Annotated in this window: 21 protein-coding genes and 1 riboswitch; of the genes, 10 read left to right on the forward strand and 11 right to left on the reverse strand. The window is 70.6% G+C overall.

Going from position 1 to position 22,682, the window contains the following annotated elements:
- Positions 1 to 7: 7 nt before the first annotated feature.
- From PV342_RS27995 to PV342_RS28005, 3 genes are all read left to right on the forward strand, one after another.
- The gene (locus PV342_RS27995; RefSeq protein WP_500319079.1) at positions 8 to 517 is read left to right on the forward strand and encodes a GNAT family N-acetyltransferase; all 510 of its coding nucleotides are present in this window, start codon (positions 8 to 10) and stop codon (positions 515 to 517) included.
- A 205-nt stretch (positions 518 to 722) separates the two neighbouring features.
- Positions 723 to 1,136, forward strand: coding sequence for an ATP-binding protein (locus PV342_RS28000; RefSeq protein WP_026251777.1), 414 nt, complete (start codon positions 723 to 725; stop codon positions 1,134 to 1,136).
- Positions 1,137 to 1,179: 43 nt separating this feature from the next.
- Positions 1,180 to 2,139, forward strand: a complete 960-nt coding sequence (locus tag PV342_RS28005; protein ID WP_500319135.1) for an RNA polymerase sigma factor SigF — start codon at positions 1,180 to 1,182, stop codon at positions 2,137 to 2,139.
- A 46-nt stretch (positions 2,140 to 2,185) separates the two neighbouring features.
- On the opposite strand, the gene PV342_RS28010 is transcribed toward PV342_RS28005, so the two are convergent.
- Positions 2,186 to 2,623, reverse strand: coding sequence for a hypothetical protein (locus PV342_RS28010; RefSeq protein ID WP_018563323.1), 438 nt, complete (start codon positions 2,621 to 2,623; stop codon positions 2,186 to 2,188).
- A gap of 73 nt (positions 2,624 to 2,696) precedes the next feature.
- On the opposite strand from PV342_RS28010, the gene PV342_RS28015 reads away from it, so the two are divergent.
- Complete coding sequence (locus PV342_RS28015) at positions 2,697 to 3,665, forward strand: diacylglycerol/lipid kinase family protein (RefSeq protein WP_018563322.1); 969 nt, start codon at positions 2,697 to 2,699, stop codon at positions 3,663 to 3,665.
- A 316-nt stretch (positions 3,666 to 3,981) separates the two neighbouring features.
- Positions 3,982 to 4,239 (forward strand): WhiB family transcriptional regulator, encoded by a 258-nt coding sequence (locus tag PV342_RS28020; protein ID WP_018563321.1) that lies wholly within the window; start codon positions 3,982 to 3,984, stop codon positions 4,237 to 4,239.
- 136 nt (positions 4,240 to 4,375) lie between these two features.
- Here the strand turns inward: PV342_RS28020 and PV342_RS28025 are convergent, their stop codons facing one another.
- The 6 genes from PV342_RS28025 to PV342_RS28050 all read right to left on the reverse strand — a co-directional run bounded on the left by PV342_RS28025 (position 4,376) and on the right by PV342_RS28050 (position 12,079).
- The gene (locus tag PV342_RS28025; RefSeq protein WP_500319083.1) at positions 4,376 to 5,824 is read right to left on the reverse strand and encodes a sensor histidine kinase; all 1,449 of its coding nucleotides are present in this window, start codon (positions 5,822 to 5,824) and stop codon (positions 4,376 to 4,378) included.
- Between the two features lie 382 nt (positions 5,825 to 6,206).
- Positions 6,207 to 7,277 (reverse strand): SIS domain-containing protein, encoded by a 1,071-nt coding sequence (locus PV342_RS28030; protein ID WP_500319085.1) that lies wholly within the window; start codon positions 7,275 to 7,277, stop codon positions 6,207 to 6,209.
- A gap of 47 nt (positions 7,278 to 7,324) precedes the next feature.
- Positions 7,325 to 8,848, reverse strand: a complete 1,524-nt coding sequence (locus PV342_RS28035) for a glycoside hydrolase family 3 protein (RefSeq protein WP_400805567.1) — start codon at positions 8,846 to 8,848, stop codon at positions 7,325 to 7,327.
- Complete coding sequence (locus PV342_RS28040) at positions 8,845 to 9,732, reverse strand: carbohydrate ABC transporter permease (RefSeq protein WP_500319087.1); 888 nt, start codon at positions 9,730 to 9,732, stop codon at positions 8,845 to 8,847. Before PV342_RS28040 ends, PV342_RS28035 begins: the two co-directional genes overlap by 4 nt.
- Positions 9,733 to 9,737: 5 nt before the next feature.
- Entirely contained in the window at positions 9,738 to 10,703 is a 966-nt protein-coding gene (locus tag PV342_RS28045; protein ID WP_361012023.1) for a carbohydrate ABC transporter permease, read from the reverse strand.
- 98 nt (positions 10,704 to 10,801) lie between these two features.
- On the reverse strand, positions 10,802 to 12,079 hold the full coding sequence (locus tag PV342_RS28050; RefSeq protein WP_018563315.1) for an extracellular solute-binding protein: 1,278 nt from the start codon (positions 12,077 to 12,079) through the stop codon (positions 10,802 to 10,804).
- 226 nt (positions 12,080 to 12,305) lie between these two features.
- Here PV342_RS28050 and PV342_RS28055 point away from each other — a divergent pair, with 226 nt between their 5' ends.
- The 3 genes from PV342_RS28055 (at position 12,306) to mctP (ending at position 15,103) form a co-directional block, all read left to right on the forward strand.
- Complete coding sequence (locus PV342_RS28055) at positions 12,306 to 13,085, forward strand: GntR family transcriptional regulator (protein WP_018563314.1); 780 nt, start codon at positions 12,306 to 12,308, stop codon at positions 13,083 to 13,085.
- Between the two features lie 132 nt (positions 13,086 to 13,217).
- On the forward strand, positions 13,218 to 13,475 hold the full coding sequence (locus PV342_RS28060) for a DUF3311 domain-containing protein (RefSeq protein WP_500319090.1): 258 nt from the start codon (positions 13,218 to 13,220) through the stop codon (positions 13,473 to 13,475).
- Positions 13,472 to 15,103, forward strand: a complete 1,632-nt coding sequence (gene mctP, locus PV342_RS28065) for a monocarboxylate uptake permease MctP (RefSeq protein WP_500319092.1) — start codon at positions 13,472 to 13,474, stop codon at positions 15,101 to 15,103. Before PV342_RS28060 ends, mctP begins: the two co-directional genes overlap by 4 nt.
- 57 nt (positions 15,104 to 15,160) lie before the next feature.
- Here mctP and PV342_RS28070 read toward each other — a convergent pair whose 3' ends face one another.
- The gene (locus PV342_RS28070) at positions 15,161 to 16,132 is read right to left on the reverse strand and encodes a GlxA family transcriptional regulator (protein ID WP_386994019.1); all 972 of its coding nucleotides are present in this window, start codon (positions 16,130 to 16,132) and stop codon (positions 15,161 to 15,163) included.
- A gap of 247 nt (positions 16,133 to 16,379) precedes the next feature.
- Positions 16,380 to 16,539, forward strand: a riboswitch (cobalamin riboswitch).
- Between the two features lie 130 nt (positions 16,540 to 16,669).
- Between PV342_RS28070 and PV342_RS28075 the strand changes: the two genes are divergently transcribed.
- Both PV342_RS28075 and PV342_RS28080 read left to right on the forward strand, forming a co-directional pair.
- Positions 16,670 to 19,039, forward strand: coding sequence for a ribonucleoside-diphosphate reductase subunit alpha (locus PV342_RS28075; protein ID WP_500319094.1), 2,370 nt, complete (start codon positions 16,670 to 16,672; stop codon positions 19,037 to 19,039).
- The gene (locus PV342_RS28080; RefSeq protein ID WP_018561564.1) at positions 19,039 to 20,049 is read left to right on the forward strand and encodes a ribonucleotide-diphosphate reductase subunit beta; all 1,011 of its coding nucleotides are present in this window, start codon (positions 19,039 to 19,041) and stop codon (positions 20,047 to 20,049) included. The genes PV342_RS28075 and PV342_RS28080 overlap by 1 nt, the downstream gene beginning before the upstream one ends.
- Before the next feature lie 64 nt (positions 20,050 to 20,113).
- Here the strand turns inward: PV342_RS28080 and PV342_RS28085 are convergent, their stop codons facing one another.
- The 3 genes from PV342_RS28085 to PV342_RS28095 form a co-directional block, all read right to left on the reverse strand.
- Positions 20,114 to 20,905 (reverse strand): hypothetical protein, encoded by a 792-nt coding sequence (locus PV342_RS28085; protein ID WP_386994023.1) that lies wholly within the window; start codon positions 20,903 to 20,905, stop codon positions 20,114 to 20,116.
- A 64-nt stretch (positions 20,906 to 20,969) separates the two neighbouring features.
- Positions 20,970 to 21,590, reverse strand: a complete 621-nt coding sequence (gene def / locus PV342_RS28090) for a peptide deformylase (protein ID WP_400798510.1) — start codon at positions 21,588 to 21,590, stop codon at positions 20,970 to 20,972.
- Between the two features lie 73 nt (positions 21,591 to 21,663).
- Positions 21,664 to 22,635 (reverse strand): tetratricopeptide repeat protein, encoded by a 972-nt coding sequence (locus PV342_RS28095; protein WP_329185797.1) that lies wholly within the window; start codon positions 22,633 to 22,635, stop codon positions 21,664 to 21,666.
- Between the last annotated feature and the right edge of the window lie 47 nt (positions 22,636 to 22,682).

The following is a 22,682-nucleotide window of genomic DNA, read 5'->3' on the forward strand; positions in this document are numbered from 1 at the left end:
TGCTGGCATGATCCGAGCCGCGACCCCCGGCGACGTCCCGGAGATCCACGCGATGGTCCGCGAACTCGCGGACTACGAGCGGGAGCCGGACAGTGCGCGCGCCACCCCGCAGCAGTTCCACGACGCGCTCTTCGGTCCGGATCCAGCCGTCTTCGCGCTCATCGCCGAGGACGACACCCTGGGCGCGCCGGTGGGCTTCGCGCTGTGGTTCAGGAACTTCTCCACCTGGACCGGGACCCACGGGGTCTACCTGGAGGACCTGTACGTGCGCCCCCACGCGCGCGGCGGCAGCCACGGCAAGGCGCTGCTCGCCGGACTCGCCGCCATATGCGTCGAGCGGGGCTACGAACGTTTCGAGTGGTCCGTGCTGGACTGGAACGAGCCGTCCCTCGCCTTCTACCGTGCGATGGGCGCCCGTCCCCAGGACGAATGGACGGTACAAAGACTGACCGGCGAACCCCTTCGTGCCCTCGCTGAGCAGGCACGCGTCAACAAAGCGACATCTCTTTCGAATTGAGTCCGCAGACCACTAGGCACGTTGCGTGCCCATGCGCCTACTATGGGTGACAGTCGTGGGGTGCCGGGTCAGGGCTCATTCACGGCGGCGACCGTGCTCCGTCCGGGCGACACCGGGGTACGGATCGCGATAGCGTCGCTGGCGAACCGAACCAGATCAGTGCAATGCCGATGAGGGCAGTGCGTGTGCCACCGTGGAGGTGAGGGTGTCCCAGATCGCAGGCGAGCCCGGGTCGAAGGACTTCGTCGAGGTCCGGCTGCCCGCGGCAGGGGCCTACCTGTCGGTGCTGCGTACGGCGACGGCAGGACTCGCGGCCCGATTGGACTTCACCCTCGACGAGATCGAAGACCTGCGCATCGCCGTGGACGAGGCGTGCGCCATCCTGCTGCAGCAGGCCGTCCCGGGATCAGTGCTGAGCTGCGTCTTCCGCCTGGTCGGGGACGCCCTGTGGGTGACCGTGTCGGCGCCCACGACCGACGGCCGCGCCCCGGAGCGCGACACCTTCGCCTGGACGGTGCTGTCCGCGCTGGCCGGCGAGGTGGAGTCCAGCGTGGCCGACGACAAGACCGTGAGCATCGCCCTGCACAAGAAGCGCGGTGCCGGACCGGGACAGCTGTAACGGGGGAATCGCCGTGAACGATCTGGAAGGCAGCACCCCGGGGGTGCGCGGACGCCCCGTACCCGCTCCCGCGGCGCGGCGTCACGAGGCACGGCCGCATCCCGGTACCGGTCCCGTGGCCGGTCTCGGGAGCAGTGAGGCGGCCGGGCAGGCGGATCAGGCGGATCGGGCGGATCGCATGGCGCAGGAGCAGCAGGAGCAGCACCACGAGCAGGAGCAGGACCACGAGCAGCACGGGCACCACGCGGCCCACGACCGGGCCGGGGCCCGGGCGCTGTTCGTGGAACTCAGCACGCTCCCGCCGGGTTCCCCGGAGCGCGCCGAGCTGCGCAACCGGCTGGTCCGCATGCACCTGCCGCTGGTCGAGCACCTCGCCCGCCGGTTCCGCAACCGGGGCGAGCCGCTCGACGACCTGACCCAGGTCGCCACGATCGGGCTGATCAAGTCCGTGGACCGCTTCGACGTGGACCGCGGGGTGGAGTTCTCCACCTACGCCACCCCGACCGTCGTCGGCGAGATCAAGCGGCACTTCCGCGACAAGGGCTGGGCGGTGCGCGTCCCGCGCCGCCTTCAGGAGCTGCGGCTGGCCCTGACGACGGCGACCGGCGAGCTCTCGCAGCAGCACGGGCGCGCCCCGACGGTGCACGAGCTGGCCGAACACCTGAAGATCACGGAGGAGGAGGTCCTGGAGGGCCTCGAATCCGCCAACGCGTACAGCACGCTCTCCCTGGACGTGCCCGACACCGACGACGAGTCGCCGGCCGTCGCCGACACCCTCGGCGCCGAGGACGACGCGCTGGAGGGCGTGGAGTACCGGGAGTCGCTCAAGCCGCTGCTGGAGCAGCTGCCGCCGCGCGAGAAGAAGATCCTGCTGCTGCGCTTCTTCGGGAACATGACCCAGTCGCAGATCGCCCAGGAGGTCGGCATCTCCCAGATGCACGTCTCCCGGCTGCTGGCCCGCACGCTCGCCCAGCTGCGCGACAAGCTCCTGGTCGAGGAGTGACGACCGGGCGGACGTAGGTGAAGGCGGCGCCCCCGGGCGCCGCGGTTCACTGTTCGGCCGTGCGCCCGATCCCGAGGGCGTCGGTGGCCGCGGGGTGGACGAGGAGCACCAGCTCGGCGACGGCGGCCGCACCCAGGACACCACCCGCGGCGATCATGGGGCCGCCCGCCTGCACCATGGTCCAGGCGACGGGGAGTGCGACGAGCTGGATGATCAGCGCGGGACCGCGGCTCCAGCGCCGCGCGTGCCACAGACCGTAGGCGGCCGCCAGCGGCATGGCCGCCAGGGCGAGGACGGTCACGCCCCCGGCCTCCGCCTGGCGCGGGCTGTCGGGGTCGCCGAGGAGCCCCACGGCCAGCATCGCGATCCCCCAGGCCGCCAGGGCGGCGCCTTCCAGTGCCGCGACCGCGGCCGCCGCCGCGAGCCGGCGCGTACGGTTCGGCCGCGCGGGCTTCTCGTTGCCAGGCTTCTCATTGCCACTCACCCCAGCAGGGTAGCCGCCGTCTCCGGACCACCAGGGGTGCGGCCCGGTACCGTCCGGTAGGTACGCTGGCGGGATGCGCGCCCTTCTCGTGGTCAACCCAGCCGCCACCACCACCAGCGCCCGGACGCGTGACGTCCTCGCGCACGCGCTCGCCAGCGACCTGAAGCTGGAGGTCGCCGCGACCGAGTACCGCGGTCACGCCCGTGACCTCGCTCGTCAGGCCGCTGAGGGCGGGGAGATCGAGCTGGTCGTCGCCCTCGGCGGGGACGGCACGGTCAACGAGGTGGTCAACGGCCTGCTGCACAACGGCCCCGACCCGGAAGGGCTGCCGAAGCTCGCGGTGGTGCCCGGCGGGTCCACGAACGTGTTCGCGCGCGCCCTGGGACTGCCCAACGACGCCGTGGAGGCCACCGGCGCGCTGCTGGACGCGCTGCGCGAGCGCAGCTCCCGCACGGTCGGCCTGGGCCTCGTGAGCGGCACCCCGGGCACGGAGGACGAGGGGGTGCCGGCGCGCTGGTTCACCTTCTGCGCCGGGCTGGGCTTCGACGCGGGTGTCGTCGGGCGGGTGGAACAGCAGCGCGAGCACGGAAAGCGTTCGACGCACGCGCTCTACATACGCCAGGTGATGCGGCAGTTCCTCGCCGAACCGAACCGGCGCACCGGCACGATCACCCTGGAGCGGCCCGGCGAGGACCCGGTGACCGATCTCGTCCTGACCCTCGTCTGCAACACCGCGCCGTGGACGTACCTGGGGAACCGGCCGATCTACGCCTCCCCCCGCGCCTCCTTCGACACCGCCCTCGACGTGCTCGGACTCTCCCGGCTGTCCACCGCGGCGGTGGCCCGCTACGCCACCCAGCTGCTGCGTTCGACCCCGGAGCGCGGGCCCGAGGGCAGGCACGCGACCTCCCTGCACGATCTGACGGACTTCACCTTGCATTCGCAGGCGCCACTGCCGTTCCAGGTGGACGGAGACCACCTGGGACTGCGAATGAGCGCAACCTTCACAGGCGTACGCCGTGCACTGCGTGTGATTGTGTAAGCAGAAGGACATAAAGTCCTTTCACTCGAACGTTTAGGCTGCCCTGCACCCCATGGAAGTACGGCTGTGACGGAGCCGACACCGAGGAATCAAAAAAAACTTTCCGGAAGGGGTTGTATCCGCAGCCCAGGTTTGCGAGGCTCTTCCTGGCGATCGGGACAGCCGCTCATCGGGCGTCCTCGGTAGCCGAATCCTCACCACTTCCCAGCGGGACCGCACCAGGAGACTGGGCGCTGTCCCGTGCCGTGTTCGAGGATTCGTGAAAGCGTTCACATTCACAAGCAACTTGCATGCAACACAAGGAGATGGAGCAGCCATGGACTGGCGTCACAACGCCGTTTGCCGCGAGGAAGACCCCGAGCTCTTCTTCCCCATCGGCAACACCGGTCCTGCGCTGCTGCAGATCGAGGAAGCCAAGGCCGTCTGCCGCCGCTGCCCCGTGATGGAGCAGTGCCTGCAGTGGGCGCTTGAGACCGGCCAGGACGCCGGCGTGTGGGGTGGCCTCAGCGAGGACGAGCGTCGCGCGATGAAGCGCCGCGCCGCCCGCAACCGCGCCCGCAACGCCAGCGCCTGACGCACTCGCTTACCCCCGAGCCGCAGCGCGCAGCACCTCCGAACCGCGCAGCATCGCGACGCGAAGAGCCCCGGCCGCTCCCTGAGCGGCCGGGGCTTCGGCGTTCCCCGGACCGGCCGGGCCGAACCGGTGGGCGTCAGCCCTCCAGCGGCAGTTCCAGCACGACCTTCGTCCCGCGCTCCTCGGCCGGGACCATGTCGAAGGTTCCGCCCAACTCCCCCACCACCAGGGTCCGTACGATCTGCAGCCCCAGGTTGCCGGCCCGCTGCGGGTCGAACTCGGCGGGCAGGCCGCGCCCGTCGTCCCGCACCGCGATCCCCAGCTTCGGCCCGCGCCGCTCGGCGGCCACCTCTACGGTGCCCTGCTCGCCCGGCCCGAAGCCGTGCTCCAGGGCGTTCTGGAGCAGTTCGGTGAGGACCATCGACAGCGGGGTGGCGACCTCGGCCGTCAGGATCCCGAACCGCCCGCGGCGGCGCGCGGTGACCCGGCCCGGAGAGATCTCGGCGACCATCGCCAGCACGCGGTCGGCGATCTCGTCGAACTCGACGCACTCGTCGAGGTTCTGCGACAGCGTCTCGTGCACGATCGCGATCGAGCCGACCCGGCGCACCGCCTCCTCCAGCGCCTCCCGGCCCTTGTCGGAGTCCATGCGCCGCGCCTGCAGCCGCAGCAGCGCCGCGACCGTCTGCAGGTTGTTCTTCACCCGGTGGTGGATCTCCCGGATGGTGGCGTCCTTGGTGATCAGCTCGCGCTCCCGGCGGCGCAGCTCGGTCACGTCCCGCAGCAGCACCAGGGAGCCGTTGTGCGTGCCCTTGGGGCTCAATGGGATCGCCCGCAGCTGGATGACGCCGCCGTTGCCCTCGATCTCGGTCTCGCGGGGCGCCTTGCCGCCGACGACGGTCACCAGCGCCTCGTGGCTCTTGGTCCGTGAGGGCGCCAGTTCGGCGGAGACCGAGCCCAGGTGGTGGCCGACGAGGTCGGCCGCCAGGCCGAGCCGGTGGTAGGCGGAGAGCGCGTTGGGGCTGGCGTACTGCACGACGCCCTCGGCGTCGAGCCGGATCAGGCCGTCGCCGACGCGCGGCGAGGCGTCCATGTCCACCTGCTCGGAGGGGAACGGGAAGCTGCCCGCCGCGATCATCTGCGCCAGGTCGGAGGCGCTCTGCAGGTAGGTGAGCTCCAGACGGCTGGGGGTCCGCACGGTGAGCAGGTTGGTGTTGCGGGCGATGACCCCGAGGACCCGGCCGGCACGGCGCACCGGGATGGACTCGACCCGGACCGGGACCTCCTCGCGCCACTCCGGGTCACCCTCCCGGACGATCCGGCCCTCGTCGAGTGCGGCGTCCAGCATCGGGCGCCGGCCGCGCGGCACCAGGTGGCCGACCATGTCGTCCTGGTACGACGTCGGGCCGGTGTTCGGCCGCATCTGGGCGACCGAGACGTAGCGGGTCCCGTCACTGGTCGGGACCCACAGCACGAGGTCCGCGAAGGAGAGGTCGGAGAGCAGTTGCCACTCCGATACCAGCAGGTGGAGCCACTCGAGATCGGAATCGTCGAGGTCCGTGTGCTGGCGTACGAGATCGTTCATGGAGGGCACGCAAATGAGCGTACCCGCGCTCATGGCAGGCGCCGTCATCCAGTCCCCACAAAGGTCCTCGACGACCTATGATCTGACTGCGCCGACTTATGGACAGCTGTTAGTGGTCTAGTCCAGAATTGACGCACAACCGAACTTCCATCCTTCCCGCACAGAAGGATGGAGCGAGGCCGGGGCGCTCTCTGCCCTGACTGCGCCAGGCCTCATGGTCGGCTCTCACGGGCCGCGGGAACCGCACATCCCGCGCGCCACGGGCCGACGGCAGCTCCGGGCTGCGGTGCTGGGCGGGTTGAGGGTCCCGTCCCGGCGCCGCGGCCCGAAGTGTTGTCGGGGCCCTTTCCGGCTCGGCTCGCGGCTCGGCGCCCCTTTCCGCTCAACGGGTCTCGGTCACCTTCGCCAGCGCGCGGGGCGCGTCCGGGTCCTGGCCCCGGGCGATGGTCACCTCGTAGGCCAGCATCTGCAGCGGAAGGATCTCCAGGATCGGCTGCACCTCCTCCGCGACACCCTCGGTGGGGAGGACGAAGCCGGCCGAGGCGGCGTCGACCGACTCCCGGTTGCCGATGACCACCAGGTCCGCCCCACGGCCGCGCAGCCGGTCCAGCACCGGCTGGAGCGCCTCGCCGCCCTTGCCCTCGGTGACGATCGCGATGACCGGGGAGACGTTGTCGACCATGGCCAGTGGGCCGTGCAGCAGGTCGGCACCCGAGAAGGACAGGGCCGGGATGTAGCTGGTCTCCATCAGCTTCAGCGCGGCCTCCTTCGCGGTCGGGTAGCCGTAGCCGCGCGAGGTGAGCACCAGGCGCTCGGCGAAGCGATAGCGCGCGGCGAGCGCCTTGACCTCGTCCTGGCGGGCGAGGATCTGCTCCGCGAGCTCCGGCAGGATCTTCGCGGCGCTGCCGTCGCCGCCCCGCAGGCCCTCGACGAACAGGTACAGCGCGAGCAGCTCGGCCGTGTACGTCTTGGTCGCCGGCAGCGCCTTCTCCGGTCCTGCCAGCACGTCGATGTGGAACTCGGAGACCTCCGCCAGCGGCGAGCCGGCGTTGTTGGTGACCGCCAGGGTGATCGCACCGGCCTCGCGCGCGGCCCGGGTGGAGGCCACCAGGTCCGGTGAACCGCCGGACTGGCTGACCGTGACGACCAGGCAGTCCGTCAGATCCGGACGGGCGCCGTACGCGGTGGTGGTGGACATGGAGGTCAGTCCCGCGGGCTTGCCGAGCACCACCTCCACCAGGTACTTCGCGTACAGGGCGGCGTTGTCGGAGGTACCGCGCGCGGTGAGCAGGACGAAGCGCGGATTGCGCGCGGCGATCTGCTCGGCGATCCGCCGGATGCGCGGGGCGCCCTCGTCAAGGATGCGGCGCAGCACGGCGGGCTGCTCGGCCATCTCGCCGGACATGATCCGGCCCGGCATCGGCTGCTGCCCGGTCGGCGTCGGGGCGGACATTCTCTGGGCCTCCAGGTGGGTCCGGAACAGATGAGCCGCGGCGGACCTCAGTCGCCGGCCTCCTTGCCCGCGATGACCTCCGCGGCCGCCCGCCCGCACACTCGGGCGGCGCCATGGGTCGCGATGTGCAGCGCGCCGGACGGTGCCGCCTGCGGAACGCCCATCTCCACCACCACCGTGTCCGGACGGGCGGCGAGCAGCGAGCCCAGCGCCTCGGCCATCCAGGGGTGGCGGTGCACGTCACGCACCACTGCGACGATCCTACGAGGCCCCGCCGGCCTCAGCACATGTGCGGTCAGGGCGTCACCTTCGCGAAAGCTTCCGGTCACCGTGCCCGGGAGGATCCGGTCGAGTTCGGCGGCGACGCCCCACGGGGTCTCGTCGCCGACGGCGATGTTGGCGACCGGGGTGAAGGCGGCGACATAGGGCGCCTCGGTGACCGGCGGGTAGCCCTCGGTGCGGGTCACGCGCAGCGCGCGGCGGGCCGCGACCAGGCCGATCCCGGGGTCCGGTGCCACGGCCGCCCGCGCCGCGGAGTGCTCGGCGGCCCAGGCGGCCAGGCTCCGCACCCGTCCGGCGGCGTCGGCGAGCCGCGCCCGGGGCAGATCGCCGTCGCGTACGGCGGCGACGATGGCGTCGCGCAGGGCGACCACCGTCTCCTCCTCGGCGAGGCCGCCGCCCACGCAGATGGCGTCGGCGCCGGCGGCGAGCGCCAGGACGGTGCCGCGTTCGATGCCGTACACGTCGGCGATGGCGCGCATCTCGATGCCGTCGGTGACGATCAGGCCGTCGTAGCCCAGTTCGTCGCGGAGCAGTCCGGTCAGCGCGGCGGGGCTGAGGGTGGCGGGGCGGTCGGGGTCGAGGGCGGGCACGAGGATGTGCGCGCTCATCACGGCCTTGCTGCCGGCGGCCAGGGCGGACCGGAACGGGGCGAGTTCGCGGGCGTGCAGGGTGTCCGGGTCGACGTCCACCCGGGGCAGCGCGTGGTGGGAGTCGACGGAGGTGTCGCCGTGGCCCGGGAAGTGCTTGGTGCAGGCCGCGACCCCGGCGGACTGCAGGCCCTCGACGTACGCCCCGGTGTGCCGGGCGACCAGCAGCGGGTCGGAGCCGAAGGAGCGCACGCCGATGACCGGGTTGCGGGGGTCGGAGTTGACGTCCGCGGAGGGCGCCCAGTTGAGGTTGACCCCGCACTCGGCCAGCCGGCGGCCGAGTTCGGCGGCGACGTCGCGGGTCAGGGCGGTGTCGTCGACGGCGCCGAGGGCGAGGTTGCCGGGGAAGGAGGAGCCGCTGCGGGCCTCCAGCCGGGTCACGTCGCCGCCCTCCTCGTCGGCGGCGACCAGGACGTCGGGCCGTACGGCGCGCAGTTGCGCGGTGAGCGCGGCCAGTTGCCCGGGCGACTCGATGTTGCGGGCGAACAGGGCGACGGAGCCCAGTCCCTCGGCCAGCCTGCGCAGCAGCCACTCGGGTGCGGTGGTGCCGTGGAAGCCCGGCTGCAGGACGGTGAGGGCGTCGCGGACGAGCGCCTCGGTGTCCGCGGCGCCTTCGTGGATCTGGCTCAAGGTCTCGGTCATCCCTTCACCGCGCCGGCGGTCAGTCCGGCGGCGACCCTGCGCTGCACGATCAGGAAGAAGACCACCACGGGCACGCCCATCATGGTCGAACCGGCCATCATCGGCGCGTAGTCCGTGCCCCGCGAGGTGACGAAGTTGCCGAGCCACACCGTGGCCGTCTGGTTCTCCTGGCTCATGATGAGCATCGCGTACAGGTACTCGTTCCAGGCCTGGATCAGCGCGTAGATCGAGGTGGCGACGAGTCCCGGGGCGAGCAGCGGCAGGATGATCCGGAAGAACGCGCCCATGCGGGTGCAGCCGTCGACCATCGCCGACTCCTCCAGCTCCCTGGGGATGTTGACGATGAAGCCGCGCAGCGTCCACACCGTGAAGGGGAGCACGAAGGTCAGGTAGGTGACGATGAGCCCGGTGAGCTTGTCGATCTGGTCGATCTGGTTGAGCAGCAGGAAGACCGGGATGATCATCGCGACCAGCGGCACCATCTGCACGGCGAGGATCGCGACGATCACGGCCTTGCGGCCGCGGAAGACGAAGCGGGAGATGGCCAGCGCGGCCAGCAGGCCGATCACCAGGCCGAGGCCGACGGTGGCGCCGGAGACGATGAGGCTGCGGCCGACGGAACCCCAGAAGTCGCCGACGTCCAGGGCGTCGGAGAAGTTCTGGAAGGACAGGCCGGTCGGGAAGAACTTGGGGTCGGGGTCGATGGCGTCCTTGGCGGGCTTGAACGCCGTGTTGAGCATCCAGTAGACCGGGAAGCCGGAGACCACCACGACCAGCAGGCCGAGGAGGTTGTAGACCGTCCGCCCCTTGTGCCGGGGCCGCCGGAGGGCACGCGCGGCGGGAGCGGCCGCCGGTGTCCTCTCGGCGGGAGCCGTGTCGAGCATGGTCGTCACTCCACCTCTCCGATCTTCAGCATCTGGCGCATGTAGACGGCCATCACTCCGAGGAGGAGCAGCACGGTGACGACGGCGATGGCCGCGCCCGCGTCGTAGTCGTTGGCGACGAAGGCCTGGTCGTAGGAGTAGGTGGTGAGCACCTGGTACGCGGGCTCGGGGTGGCCGTCGCGCATGAGGAAGACCTGCGGGAAGACGCCCATGTCCCAGATGACCGACAGCGTCGTCAGCATGACGATGATCGGCTTGAGCACCGGCAGGGTGACGTGCCGGAAGACCTTGACCGGCCCTGCGCCGTCCATGCGGGCGGCCTCCTCCAGCTCCTTGGGCACCTGGGTGAGGCCGGCGTGCAGGGTGATGGCGACGAACGGGATCGCACCCCACACCACCATGAGGGTGATGACGAGGAAGCCCTGCTTGGTGTCGGTGAACCAGTTGTGGCCGCTGAAGTCGGCTCCCGGCAACCGGCTGAGCAGCCAGTTGAGGACGCCGTAGTCGCTGTCGAACATCCACTTGAAGATGGTGATGGCGACGACGACGGGCATCGCCCAGCTCGCCACCAGCACGATGTTGATCAGCGCCTTGACCCAGGCCGAGACCCGCTGCATCAGCAGCGCCACCCCCATGCCGGCGACGAGCGTCAGCAGCACGGCCCCGAGAGTGAAGAGCAGCGTGCGCAGGACGACGCCCCAGAAGACCGGGTCCCCCAGGACGTGGGTGTAGTTGGCGAAGCCCTGCCAGTCGCCGGGCAGCCCCTGCCAGAGCTCGGCCTGGCCGTACTGCTTGAAGGACAGGGTGACCAGCCGGACCAGCGGATAGCCGAGGACCAGCAGCAGGACGCCGATGGTCGGCGCGAGCAGCGTCCACGGGAGCGCGGCTCCGCCGAAGCGGCGCGGCTTCCGGCCCGGTCCCGCCGGCCGCGGGCGCGGCACCTTGTCCAGCGGTGTGTCAACGGCACTCATCATGTGCTCCTCGGGTACTCCAGTCCCTGGCGTCGCGCCGGGGCCGGCCGCCCTGGGGCGGCCGGCCGGCGTCGATCACTGTGTTGCCCGCGTGCCGGTCAGCCGGCGTTGATCACCGCGTTGATCTGCTCGTCCGCGGACTTGGCCGCGTCCTCGATGGAGGCCTTGCCGACCGCGATGTCGTTCAGCATGTTCTGCAGGATCTGCTTCTTCTCCACCTGCAGCCAGCCCGGGGCGGTCGGGACGAACCAGGTGTTCTCGTTGGCCCGGGCGGAGGCGGCCGTCGCCGGGTCGTCCTTGAGCGGGGCGAGCAGCGACTTGGCGTTGGGCAGGTTGCCCTTGGAGATCAGGACCTTCTGGGCCGCGCTGTCGGTGAAGGCGTTGATCCAGTCGGCGGCGAGGTCCTGCGCGGCGGACTTGACCGGGATGACCAGGTCGGAGCCGCCGATGAAGTTCGGCAGCAGATCGCCGTTCGGGCCGGGCAGTGCGAAGGTCTCCAGGTTGTCCTTCAGCTTGCCCGTCTTGTCGGTCTTCGGGTCGGCGGCGGCGCCGCCCTCCCAGCTCGCGCCGTAGATGAGCGCGGACTTGCCCTGGCCGTAGACGATGTAGCGGTCGGCCTCGTCCTTGTTCTTGTCGCCGTGGAAGTACGTGTCGAGGACGCCCTTCCAGGTCTTCAGGCCCTCGATGGACTTGGGGTCGGAGAGGGTGGCGGTCCACTTGCCGCCGTCCTCCTTGGCGACGTCGCCGCCGGCGTCCTTGACGAAGGCCAGCGCGGTGTACCAGTCGCGGCTGGGCTGGTACCAGGCGGAGAACTTGTCGCCGTTCTTCTTCTGGATCTTGTCGAGCGCGTCGGTCAACTCGGCCCACGTGGTGGGTGCCTTGGTGACGCCGGCCGCCTTGGCGACGTCCTTGCGCCAGGTGCCGACCCGCGCACCGGCGTAGTAGGGCACGCCGTAGGTCTTGCCGTTGTACGTCACGGAGCCCTCGAGGGCGTCCAGCCAGTCGCCGGAGTTCTCGAACTTGCTCTTGTCGATCGGGGCGAACGCGCCCTTGACCAGGTAGCCGAGGGTCTCGGTGTTGCCCATCTCGACGACGTCCGGCACCTTCTTGGTGGCGAGGACGGCGTCGAGCTTCTGGTTCTTGGCGGTCCACTCGTAGTACTCGTGGCGGATCTTGACGCCCTTGTGCTTGGCCGCGAAGGCGTCGTCCGCCTGCTTGACCAACTCGGGCCAGTTCTTCTGTGCGTCGACCGTCAGCCAGACGGTGATCTCCTTCGGCGCCGCGGCCTTGCCGGAGCCCTTGTCGTCCGAACCGCAGGCCGCAACGCCGGCGACCATGACGGCGACACCGATCGCCGCGATCAGCTTGCGCTTCACAACACCCTCCCCAGGGCAGTGAGTACAAAGTGGTGTAGACCAGTGACCCGAAGCTTGGCCTAGACCTTTAGGGGTGTCAAGGGTGTATAAGAGCACCGGACGCGTCCGTTACCGGACCGACATCTGGGCTCGTAACGCGACATGAGCCCTGGCCGTGCCACCATGTGAGCCGCGAATGACGGAGGAGCCGGTGACGGCAGCACGACAGCACTCGGGAGCAGAGGCGATGGAGACCGACGGCGAGGCCGGTACTGCGGTGACGGAGACCGCGGAGGCGGCCGGGGCCGCGGCCGGACGGACCGCGCGGGTGCCCAAGTACTACGGCCTGAAGCGCCATCTGCTCGAACTGACCCAGACGATGCCCCCCGGCTCACCGGTACCGCCCGAGCGCACCCTGGCAGCCGAGTTCGACACCTCGCGCACCACCGTGCGGCAGGCGCTGCAGGAACTGGTGGTCGAGGGCCGGCTGGAGCGCATCCAGGGCAAGGGCACCTTCGTCGCCAAGCCCAAGGTCTCCCAGGCACTGCAACTCACCTCGTACACCGAGGACATGCGCGCCCAGGGTCTGGAGCCGACCTCGCAGCTGCTCGACATCGGCTACATCACCGCCGACGACCGGCTGGCCGAACTCCTGGACATGAAGGCCGGCGGCCGTGTGCTGCGCATCGAGCGCCTGCGTCTGGCGAACGGCGAGCCGATGGCCATCGAGACCACCCACCTGTCGGCCAAGCGCTTCCCCGCGCTGCGCCGCAGCCTGGCGAAGTACACCTCGCTCTACACCGCGCTCGCCGAGGTCTACGACGTCCGGCTCGCCGAGGCGGAGGAGACCATCGAGACCTCGCTCGCCACCCCGCGCGAGGCCGGTCTGCTGGGCACCGACGTGGGGCTGCCGATGCTGCTGCTGTCCCGGCACTCGATCGACACGGGCGGCGAGCCGGTGGAGTGGGTGCGCTCGGTCTACCGCGGCGACCGCTACAAGTTCGTGGCCCGCCTGCAACGTCCGTAACCCCGGTACGGTTCCCCGGCCTTGTAGATCGTTTCCATACCGCAATGCGGGCGGTAGTGACGTGCCGACCGTCCTGACTCTAGATTGCCTGCGCATTACACAGGAGTAAGAGATCAGGACGGAGCCGTAGCAATGTCCGAACCATCCGGAACCTCCGGGCGGCCACCGGTGGTCACCACCACACGTGTGATCGCCGGTGTCTGCCTCGTCATCCCCTTCGTCGCCATGCTCTGGGTCGGCTCGTACGCGAAGCTGACCCCGGAGTTCATCGGCATTCCCTTCTTCTACTGGTACCAGATGCTGTGGGTGTTCCTGTCCTCCGGCCTGACGTACGCCGCGTACGTCATGGTCCGCCGTGACGAGCGGGCACGGAAGGAGGCCGCGAAGTGAAGGACGGGGTCAACGGCGTCGCACTCGCCGTCTTCATCTTCTTCTTCCTGGTCGTCACGGTCCTGGGCTTCCTGGCCGCGCGCTGGCGCAGGGCCGAGAACGCGCTGCACCTCGACGAATGGGGCCTGGGCGGCCGCAGCTTCGGCAGCTGGATCACCTGGTTCCTGCTCGGCGGCGACCTCTACACGGCCTACACCTTCGTGGCGGTGCCGGCGGCGGTCTACGCGGCGGGCGCGTCCGGCTTCTTCGCCGTGCCGTACACGATCCTGGTCTACCCCCTGATCTTCACCTTCCTGCCGCGGCTGTGGTCGGTGTCGCACAAGCACGGCTACGTCACCACCTCCGACTTCGTGCGCGGGCGCTTCGGCTCCAAGGGCCTGTCGCTGGCGGTGGCGGTCACCGGCATCCTCGCCACGATGCCGTACATCGCGCTGCAACTGGTCGGCATCCAGGCCGTCCTGGACGTGATGGGCGTGGGCGGCGGCGAGTCGTCGAACTGGTTCATCAAGGACCTGCCGCTGCTGATCGCCTTCGGCGTGCTGGCGGCCTACACCTACTCCTCCGGGCTGCGCGCGCCGGCGCTGATCGCGTTCGTCAAGGACACGCTGATCTACATCGTCATCGCGGTGGCGATCATCTACATCCCGATCAAGCTGGGCGGCTTCGACGACATCTTCGCCAAGGCCGGCGACGCCTACGCCCAGGTCAACCCGGCCACGGGCAAGCCCCGCGGATCCCTAGCCCCGGGCGAGACCGCCCAGTGGGCCTACGGCACGCTGGCGCTGGGCTCCGCGCTGGCGCTGTTCATGTACCCGCACTCCATCACGGCCGTGCTCTCCAGCCGCAGCCGTGACGTCATCCGCCGCAACACCACCGTCCTGCCGCTGTACTCGCTGATGCTCGGCCTGCTGGCCATGCTCGGCTTCATGGCGCTGGCCAGCGGTGTCGGCGCCGGGGTCAAGGGCTACAACGGCCAGCTGGCGATTCCGCAGCTGTTCGAGAACATGTTCCCGTCCTGGTTCGCGGGTGTGGCCTTCGCCGCGATCGGCATCGGCGCGCTGGTGCCGGCGGCGATCATGTCGATCGCCGCGGCCAACCTCTTCACCCGCAACATCTACAAGGACTTCCTCAAGCCGGACGCCACCCCCGCGCAGGAGACCCAGGTCTCCAAGATCGTCTCGCTGCTGGTCAAGGTCGGCGCCCTGGTCTTCGTCCTCACCATGGACAAGACCGTCGCGATCAACTTCCAGCTGCTGGGCGGCATCTGGATCCTGCAGACCTTCCCGGCCCTGGTCGGCGGCCTGTTCACCCGCTGGTTCCACCGCTGGGCGCTGCTGGCGGGCTGGGCGGTCGGCATGGCCTACGGCACCTGGGTGGCCTACGGCGTGGCCAGCCCGGCCCAGAAGCACTTCGGCGGCTCCTCCGACACCATCCCGGTCATCGGCCAGATCGGCTACATCGGCCTGACCGCCTTCGTGCTCAACGTCGTGGTCACCGTGGTCCTCACCCTCGTCCTGCGGGCCCTCAAGGCCCCCGAAGGCGTGGACGAGACCACCAAGGACGACTTCACGGCCGACGCCGGCGACCCGGGCGTGCAGAAGGACCTGCCGGTGGGCGCCGGTCACTGACCGCCGCACCGGCCGCGATCACGGGCCGCCGCCCTGGGACGGGGCGGCGGCCCGTCGTCATGCGGTACGGGCCGGCTCCGGACAGCGGAAGGTGCGCCGGTACGCCTGGGGGGTGGTGCCCACCCAGCGGGCGAAGTGGTGGCGCAGGGTCGCCGCGTTGCCGAACCCGGCGCGCGCGGCGACGGCGTCCACCGTCTCGTCGGTGCCCTCCAGCAGCTCCCGGGCCAGCAGCACCCGCTGCCCCAGCAGCCAGCGGTAGGGCGTCGTGCCGGTCTCCTGCTGGAAGCGGCGCGCGAAGGTGCGCGGCGACATGTGCGCCCGCGCGGCCAGCTCGTCGACGGTGACCTCGCGGTCCAGATGGCGTTCCATCCACGCCAGGACCTCCCCCACGGTGTCGCAGCGCGTACGCGGCAGCGGCCGGTCGACGTACTGCGTCTGGCCGCCCTCCCGGTGCGGGGGCACCACCATGCGCCGGGCTATGGCGTTGGCCACGTCGCTGCCCTGCTCCTTGCGGACCAGGTGCAGGCAGGCGTCGATCCCGGCGGCGGTGCCGGCCGAGGTGATCACCGGGTCCTCGTCCACGTACAGCACGTCGGGCTCGACCCGTACGTGGGGGTGACGCCGCGCCAGCTCCTGCGCGTGCCGCCAGTGGACGGCGCAGCGGCGGCCGTCCAGCAGGCCGGCGGCGGCCAGCACGAAGACGCCCGAGCAGACGCTGAGCACCCGGGCCCCGCGCCCGACGGCGCGGTTCAGCGCCTCCAGCAGCTCCGGTGGGTACTCCCGGTGCACATAGGAGTCGCCCGCGGGAACCGCGATCAGGTCGGCCTCCTCCAGCCGCTCCAGTCCGTGCCGGGTGCCGATGGTGAACCCGGCGGGGGACGTCAGCGTGGGGCCCTCCGCGGAGGCCACGGCGAAGTCGTACGCCGGCAGGCCGTCGTCCGACCTGTCGATTCCGAAGACCTCGCAGACCACGCCGAGTTCGAAGGGATGGACGCCGTCGAGCAGGACGACGGCCACGTTCTGCAGCATGGCTCCAGGATGGCAGAGCGGCCGCCCGGATGTGGCAGGATTTCGATGTGGTACGTCAGTCCTGCCACTCCCGGCGGGGCCCCGCGAGGAGCACAGTCGAAGGCATGGAAACCTTCCTCGCTACCGTCACCGCACTGGTCTTCTTCCTCGCCCTGGCCCTCGCCGCGCTGACCGGACGCGTCCACGACTCCCGCGACGGCCATGACTGGCACCGCTGAACCCCTCGCTCTGTAACCGCACCGACACAACATCTGGTGGTGTCACGGGCGGGCGCCACTAGATGTATGCTCAACTCCGCTGTCGCCGCAGGGGAAGCCGGTGGGAATCCGGGACTGCCCCGCAACGGTGTGCGGGCGCCTGAAGGCGTGCCCGCGAGTCCGAGTACCTGCCGACGGCACCGTCCGGCGCGCCGTCCGGACGGTGAAGTGTCCGGGCCTCGCGGGTTGGGCCGGCGGACGCGCCGCGGCATGCCCTGGCCTGCCCCACGTGCGCCCCGCCGCTCCTCCGCGTCGCCGCCGTACGAGGGAGAGAGCTCACGTGACCATCGCGCCCGCCGCACCCGCCACCGCATCGGACCCCGCCTCAACCGGAGCCGAACTGCTGCGCGTCCTGACGGAACTGACCGCAGACCTCACCGACACCGACCCCGGCCGGGTCGCCGCCGCCGCGCTGCGCGGCCGCAGCGCCACGGCGGACGAGGCGGAACTGCGGGCGCTGGCCACCGAGGCCGCCGCCGGACTGATCGCGGAGGACCCGCAGTACTCGCGGCTCGCCGCGCGTCTGCTCACCCTGGCCATCGCCGACGAGGCCGCGGGCGAGGGCGCGGTCTCGTTCTCCGCGTCCATCGCGGTGGGCCACCGCGAGGGCCTGATCGCCGACGGCACCGCGGCCTTCGTCGCCGAGCACGCCGGGCGGCTGGACGCGCTGGTCGACGCCGCGCTCGCCGACGGCGCCGACGACCGCTTCGGCTACTTCGGCCTGCGCACCTTGCACAGCCGCTACCTGCTGCGCCACCCGATCACCCGCCAGGTCATCGAGACCCCGCAGCACTTCATGCTGCGCGTCGCCTCCGGCCTGGCCGAAGACGGCACCAGCCGCGCGGTGGACGAGGTCGCGGCGCTCTACAGCCTGATGAGCCGGCTGGACTACCTGCCCAGCTCCCCCACCCTCTTCAACTCCGGCACCCGGCACCCGCAGATGTCCTCCTGCTATCTGCTGGACTCGCCGCTCGACGAGCTGGACTCCATCTACGACCGCTACCACCAGGTGGCCCGGCTGTCGAAGCACGCCGGCGGCATCGGCCTGTCCTACTCCCGCATCCGCTCGCGCGGCTCGCTGATCCGCGGCACCAACGGCCACTCCAACGGCATCGTCCCGTTCCTGCGCACCCTCGACGCCTCCGTCGCCGCCGTGAACCAGGGCGGCCGCCGCAAGGGCGCGGCCTGCGTCTACCTGGAGACCTGGCACGCGGACATCGAGGAGTTCCTGGAGCTGCGGGACAACACCGGCGAGGAGGCGCGCCGCACCCACAACCTCAACCTGGCGCACTGGATCCCGGACGAGTTCATGCGCCGCGTGGACACCGACGGCACCTGGTCGCTGTTCTCCCCCGCCGACGTGCCCGAACTGGTCGACCTGTGGGGCGAGGAGTTCGACGCCGCCTACCGCAAGGCCGAGGCCGCGGGCCTGGCCCGCAAGACCCTCCCGGCGCGCGAGCTGTACGGCCGCATGATGCGCACCCTGGCGCAGACCGGCAACGGCTGGATGACCTTCAAGGACGCCTCCAACCGCACCGCCAACCAGACCGCCGAGCCCGGCCGCGTGATCCACTCCTCCAACCTCTGCACGGAGATCCTGGAGGTCACGGACGACGGCGAGACCGCGGTCTGCAACCTCGGCTCGGTCAACCTGGGCTCCTTCGTGGGCGAGGACGGCTCCATCGACTGGGAGCGGCTGGACGCCACCGTCCGCACCGCCGTGACCTTCCTCGACCGCGTGGTGGACATCAACTTCTACCCGACCCGCGAGGCGGCCTCCTCCAACGAGCGCTGGCGCCCGGTGGGCCTGGGCGCGATGGGCCTGCAGGACGTCTTCTTCAAGCTGCGGCTGCCCTTCGACTCCGCCGAGGCCAAGGCGCTGTCCACGAAGATCGCCGAGCGCATCATGCTCGCCGCGTACGAGGCCTCCTGCGACCTGGCCGAGCGCCACGGCCCGCACCCCGCCTGGTCGCAGACCCGCGCCGCCCGCGGCGTCCTGCACCCCGACCACTACGACACCGCGGAGAACTGGCCCGAGCGCTGGGAGGCGCTGCGCGCCCGCGTCGCCGCCACCGGCATGCGCAACTCGCTGCTGCTGGCCATCGCCCCGACCGCGACGATCGCCTCGATCGCCGGTGTGTACGAGTGCATCGAGCCGCAGGTCTCCAACCTCTTCAAGCGCGAGACCCTCAGCGGTGAGTTCCTGCAGGTCAACTCGTACCTCGTGGCCGACCTGAAGAAGCTCGGCGTCTGGGACGCGCAGACCCGTGACGCGCTGCGCGAGTCCAACGGCTCCGTCGAGGGCTTCAACTGGATCCCCGCGGAGGTCCGCGAGCTGTACCGCACGGCCTGGGAGCTTCCGCAGCGCGCCCTGATCGACATGGCGGCGGCCCGCACCCCGTACCTCGACCAGAGCCAGTCGCTCAACCTCTTCATGGCCTCGCCCACCATCGGCAAGCTCAGCTCGATGTACGCGTACGCCTGGAAGCAGGGCCTGAAGACGACGTACTACCTGCGCTCCCGCCCGGCCACGCGCATCGCGCAGTCCGCCCGCGCGGCCGCCCCCATCCCGCTCCAGCAGACGACGCCCGACGCCGACGCGATCGCCTGCTCCCTTGAGAACCCCGAGTCCTGCGAGGCCTGTCAGTAATGAGCTCCACCAAGAACCTGCTCGACCCGGGCTTCGAGCTGACCCTGCGTCCGATGCGCTACCCGGACTTCTACGAGCGCTACCGCGACGCCATCAAGAACACCTGGACCGTGGAGGAGGTCGACCTCCACTCCGACGTCGCCGACCTCGCCAAGCTCTCCCCCGGCGAACAGCACATGATCGGCCGGCTGGTGGCCTTCTTCGCCACCGGCGACTCGATCGTGGCCAACAACCTCGTGCTGACGCTGTACAAGCACATCAACTCCCCCGAGGCGCGGCTGTACCTGTCGCGGCAGCTCTTCGAGGAGGCCGTGCACGTCCAGTTCTACCTGACGCTGCTCGACACCTACCTGCCCGATCCCGAGGAGCGCACCGCCGCGTTCGCGGCCGTGGAGAACATCCCGTCCATCCGCGAGAAGGCGCAGTTCTGCTTCCGCTGGATGGACTCGGTGGAGTCCATCGACCGCCTGGAGACCAGGGAGGACCGCCGCCGCTTCCTCCTCAACCTGATCTGCTTCGCGGCCTGCATCGAGGGCCTGTTCTTCTACGGCGCCTTCGCCTACGTCTACTGGTTCCGCTCGCGCGGCCTGCTGCACGGGCTCGCCACCGGCACCAACTGGGTGTTCCGCGACGAGTCGATGCACATGGACTTCGCGTTCCACGTCGTCGACACGGTCCGCGCGGAGGAGCCCGACCTCTTCGACGAGGAGATGGTCAAGCAGGTCACCGCGATGCTGGAGGAGGCCGTCGAGGCGGAGCTCCAGTTCGCCCGCGACCTGTGCGGCGACGGCCTGCCCGGCATGAACACCGACTCCATGCGCGAGTACCTGCAGTGCGTCGCCGACCAGCGCCTGGTCCGCCTCGGCCTGCCGGTCCGCTACGGCTCGGAGAACCCGTTCTCCTTCATGGAGCTGCAGAACGTCCAGGAGCTGACCAACTTCTTCGAGCGCCGCGCCTCCGCGTACCAGGTGGCGGTCGAGGGCACGGTCTCCTTCGACGACGACTTCTGATCCGCGCGTCCACCGCGCCGCAGACGGGCGGGGCCCGGCCGGATCGGCCGGGCCCCGCCCGCGGTCACTTCAGGGCGACCGTGTCGGCGGCCGAGGTCACCCGGGCCGTCGTGGTCGTGCCCGGGAAGTACCAGCGCCAGCTGCCCGCCGCGGTGGCGGTCACCTTGGTGCTCAGGCCACCGGTGCTGCTCGTGGTGGCCGTCTTGACGGTGCTCCACTTCGTGGAACCCGCCTTCTTGAACTGCAGCTTCACCGGCTGTCCGGCGTAACCCCAGTACTTCAGGCTCTGCCAGCTCGCCCGGGTCAGCTTGCCCTTGACGGTGAGCTTGCCGCCCTTGGCGACCGGCTCCGGCCCCGCGTCGGTGGTGAGCACCGAGGCGCGCTTCACCTTGAAGCGGGCGATGTTGTCGCTGATCCAGTAGTCGCGGTCGTTCGCGTTCACCGTGGCGTTGACCTGCCACACGCCTGCGACCTGGTTGGCGTTCCAGCCCTCGATCCCGCCCTCGCCGTACGGCCGGATCCAATCCGGGTGGATCGTCATGGTGGCCGTGCACACCGACGTGGTGGCGCTCTTCTTCTCGCAGCGGGTGTCGGTCCAGTCGACGGGTCCGAACCCATTCGTCGCGTTGAAGGCGCTCACGCGCGAGACCTTCTTGATCCCCGAGTCGTCCCTGATCGTCATGGCGATCGGAAACGCGATGGCCTTCTTCGTCCCGACGATCACATTGGTGCCGTGGTCCACCACCGTCTTGATGACGCGGATGTCCCCCCGCCCCTCCGCGTGCGCGGCCGGAGCCGTCAGGACCACCATCGCCGCAGCGCCCGCCGCGGCGGCCGTCAGCGCTCTGTGTCGCATGTCCCTCCCCTGTTCGTCCCCGGCGCGATCATGCCGGGGTCGAACAGGTTAGCGGCAGGGTCGATCAGTCGTTCGGAACCGTCTCGTACTTCGGGGTGGACTCCGCCATCTGCTTCATCGCGTCCTTGCGGTCGCGCTTGGAGAGCCGGTCGATGTAGAGGTAGCCGTTCAGGTGGTCGGTCTCGTGCTGCAGGCAGCGCGCGAAGAAGCCCGTGCCCTCGATGACGACGTCGTTGCCGTGCATGTCCTGGCCCCGGCAGACCGCGTAGTCGGGGCGCGGCAGTTCGGCGTAGGCGCCCGGCACGGACAGGCAGCCCTCGTTGCCGTCGTCCAGCACGCGGCGCTCGGCCGGGAGGTCGTCGACAACGGGGTTGACCACGTGCCCGACGTGGCGGACGCCGTCGTCGTCCGGGCAGTCGTACACGAAGACCCGCAGGGGAACGCCGATCTGGTTGGCTGCGAGGCCGACGCCCTCGGCGGCGCGCTGGCTGGCGAACATGTCGTCGATCAGCGAGGCCAGCTCGTCGTCGAAGGACGTGACCGTCTTGCACGGGTGGTGCAGCACCGGGTTGCCGACGACCGTGATCGGGCGGGCCGTGCCGCGCTCGCGGTGGGCGGCCTCGCGCTCCTCCGCGTCCGTCACGTCGTCGGTGAATGCGGTCTGCTCGGTCTCCTGCTGCGACATGGTCCGTCGTACGCCTTCCTGGGGCCTTCTCCAAAGCTCAATAGCCCATCAAGGGTACGTGCCCGCGGAGGTGTCAGCAGACCTCTTCGAGATCGCGCCAGTCCCGGGTGTCCGGGCTGTCGGCGACCCAGCTGTCCAGCAGGCCCCGCACCAGCCCCACGGGGGCGGCGATGCCGCACTCCCGCTCGGGGGCCCACAGGGCCCCGGGGGTGCGGTGGCTGAGGTGGCCCGGGTGTCCGGGTTCGCCCTGGTCGTGCGGATCGCGAGAGCCGTCGGAGCCGTCGTCGGTCGGCATCCGGCTCTCGGAGCAGGTACGGCACAGCAGCCGGACGGAGGACGACCAGTCCTCGGCGGCGTAGCCCGCGTCGGCGGCGAGTTGCTCCAGAGCGTCGCGGTCCGACTCGGTCGCCGCCTCCAACAGGACGAGCCAGGTCGGTACGGGCGAGGGCGCCCACAGCTCGATCTCGTCGAAGACGGGGTACGTGGCGCCGTCGGCGGTGCGCCGCTCGCCGTGCGGGACGCCGTCGTGGAGCACGACCTCGCCCCAGCGGCGGCCGGAGGACGGCAGCGGGATGCTCAGGACCTCGATGCGGGCTGGGTCGATGCGGCGGCCCCAGACCACCTCGGCCTCGCCCTCCGGGGAGAGCCGCACCGCGGAGCTGCCCAGCTCCATCTCGACGGCGCCGGACCCGGCGGCGTCGGGGCGCAGCCCGTACGCCTGCCAGGCGCGGCGGGCGAGCGGCCAGTCCTGCAAGGCGGTGGCGGCGATGCCGACGTTCCACCAGTCGGGGGCGCCGGGCGCGCGGTCCAGCAGGGCGACGGCCCGCAGGCCGGTGGTGCGGGCCTGCTCCCAGTCGTGCCGGAACTTGTGGAGCAGCGCGAGGTTGTACCAGGACTCCGAACGCCAGGGCTCGAGGTCGGCCGCACGGATGAGCAGCGCGCCGGCGTCCTCGTACCGCCCGTCGCTGATCAACGTGAACGCCCGGTCGGTCGCCTGCCGCCACGTGGCGGAGGGCCGGTGCCGTGCCCTGCCGAAGATCCTCAAGGTGTCCCGCCTGCCGTTCGCTTTCGCTGGTGCCCCACGGTGCCCCG

The organism is Streptomyces sp. PA03-3a (assembly GCF_033792735.1).
In the GTDB taxonomy this organism is placed as follows: Bacteria; Actinomycetota; Actinomycetes; order Streptomycetales; family Streptomycetaceae; genus Actinacidiphila.

Bases quoted from the DNA above. Each gene is read 5' to 3' on its own strand.
- PV342_RS27995 (WP_500319079.1), top strand. From the start codon at position 8: ATGATCCGAGCCGCGACCCCCGGCGACGTCCCGGAGATCCACGCGATG.
- PV342_RS28015 (WP_018563322.1), top strand. From the start codon at position 2,697: ATGCGCGCCCTTCTCGTGGTCAACCCAGCCGCCACCACCACCAGCGCC.
- PV342_RS28020 (WP_018563321.1), top strand. From the start codon at position 3,982: ATGGACTGGCGTCACAACGCCGTTTGCCGCGAGGAAGACCCCGAGCTC.
- PV342_RS28025 (WP_500319083.1), bottom strand. From the start codon at position 5,824: ATGAACGATCTCGTACGCCAGCACACGGACCTCGACGATTCCGATCTC.
- PV342_RS28030 (WP_500319085.1), bottom strand. From the start codon at position 7,277: ATGTCCGCCCCGACGCCGACCGGGCAGCAGCCGATGCCGGGCCGGATC.
- PV342_RS28035 (WP_400805567.1), bottom strand. From the start codon at position 8,848: ATGACCGAGACCTTGAGCCAGATCCACGAAGGCGCCGCGGACACCGAG.
- PV342_RS28040 (WP_500319087.1), bottom strand. From the start codon at position 9,732: ATGCTCGACACGGCTCCCGCCGAGAGGACACCGGCGGCCGCTCCCGCC.
- PV342_RS28045 (WP_361012023.1), bottom strand. From the start codon at position 10,703: ATGAGTGCCGTTGACACACCGCTGGACAAGGTGCCGCGCCCGCGGCCG.
- PV342_RS28055 (WP_018563314.1), top strand. From the start codon at position 12,306: ATGGAGACCGACGGCGAGGCCGGTACTGCGGTGACGGAGACCGCGGAG.
- PV342_RS28060 (WP_500319090.1), top strand. From the start codon at position 13,218: ATGTCCGAACCATCCGGAACCTCCGGGCGGCCACCGGTGGTCACCACC.
- PV342_RS28070 (WP_386994019.1), bottom strand. From the start codon at position 16,132: ATGCTGCAGAACGTGGCCGTCGTCCTGCTCGACGGCGTCCATCCCTTC.
- PV342_RS28080 (WP_018561564.1), top strand. From the start codon at position 19,039: ATGAGCTCCACCAAGAACCTGCTCGACCCGGGCTTCGAGCTGACCCTG.
- PV342_RS28085 (WP_386994023.1), bottom strand. From the start codon at position 20,905: ATGCGACACAGAGCGCTGACGGCCGCCGCGGCGGGCGCTGCGGCGATG.
- def (WP_400798510.1), bottom strand. From the start codon at position 21,590: ATGTCGCAGCAGGAGACCGAGCAGACCGCATTCACCGACGACGTGACG.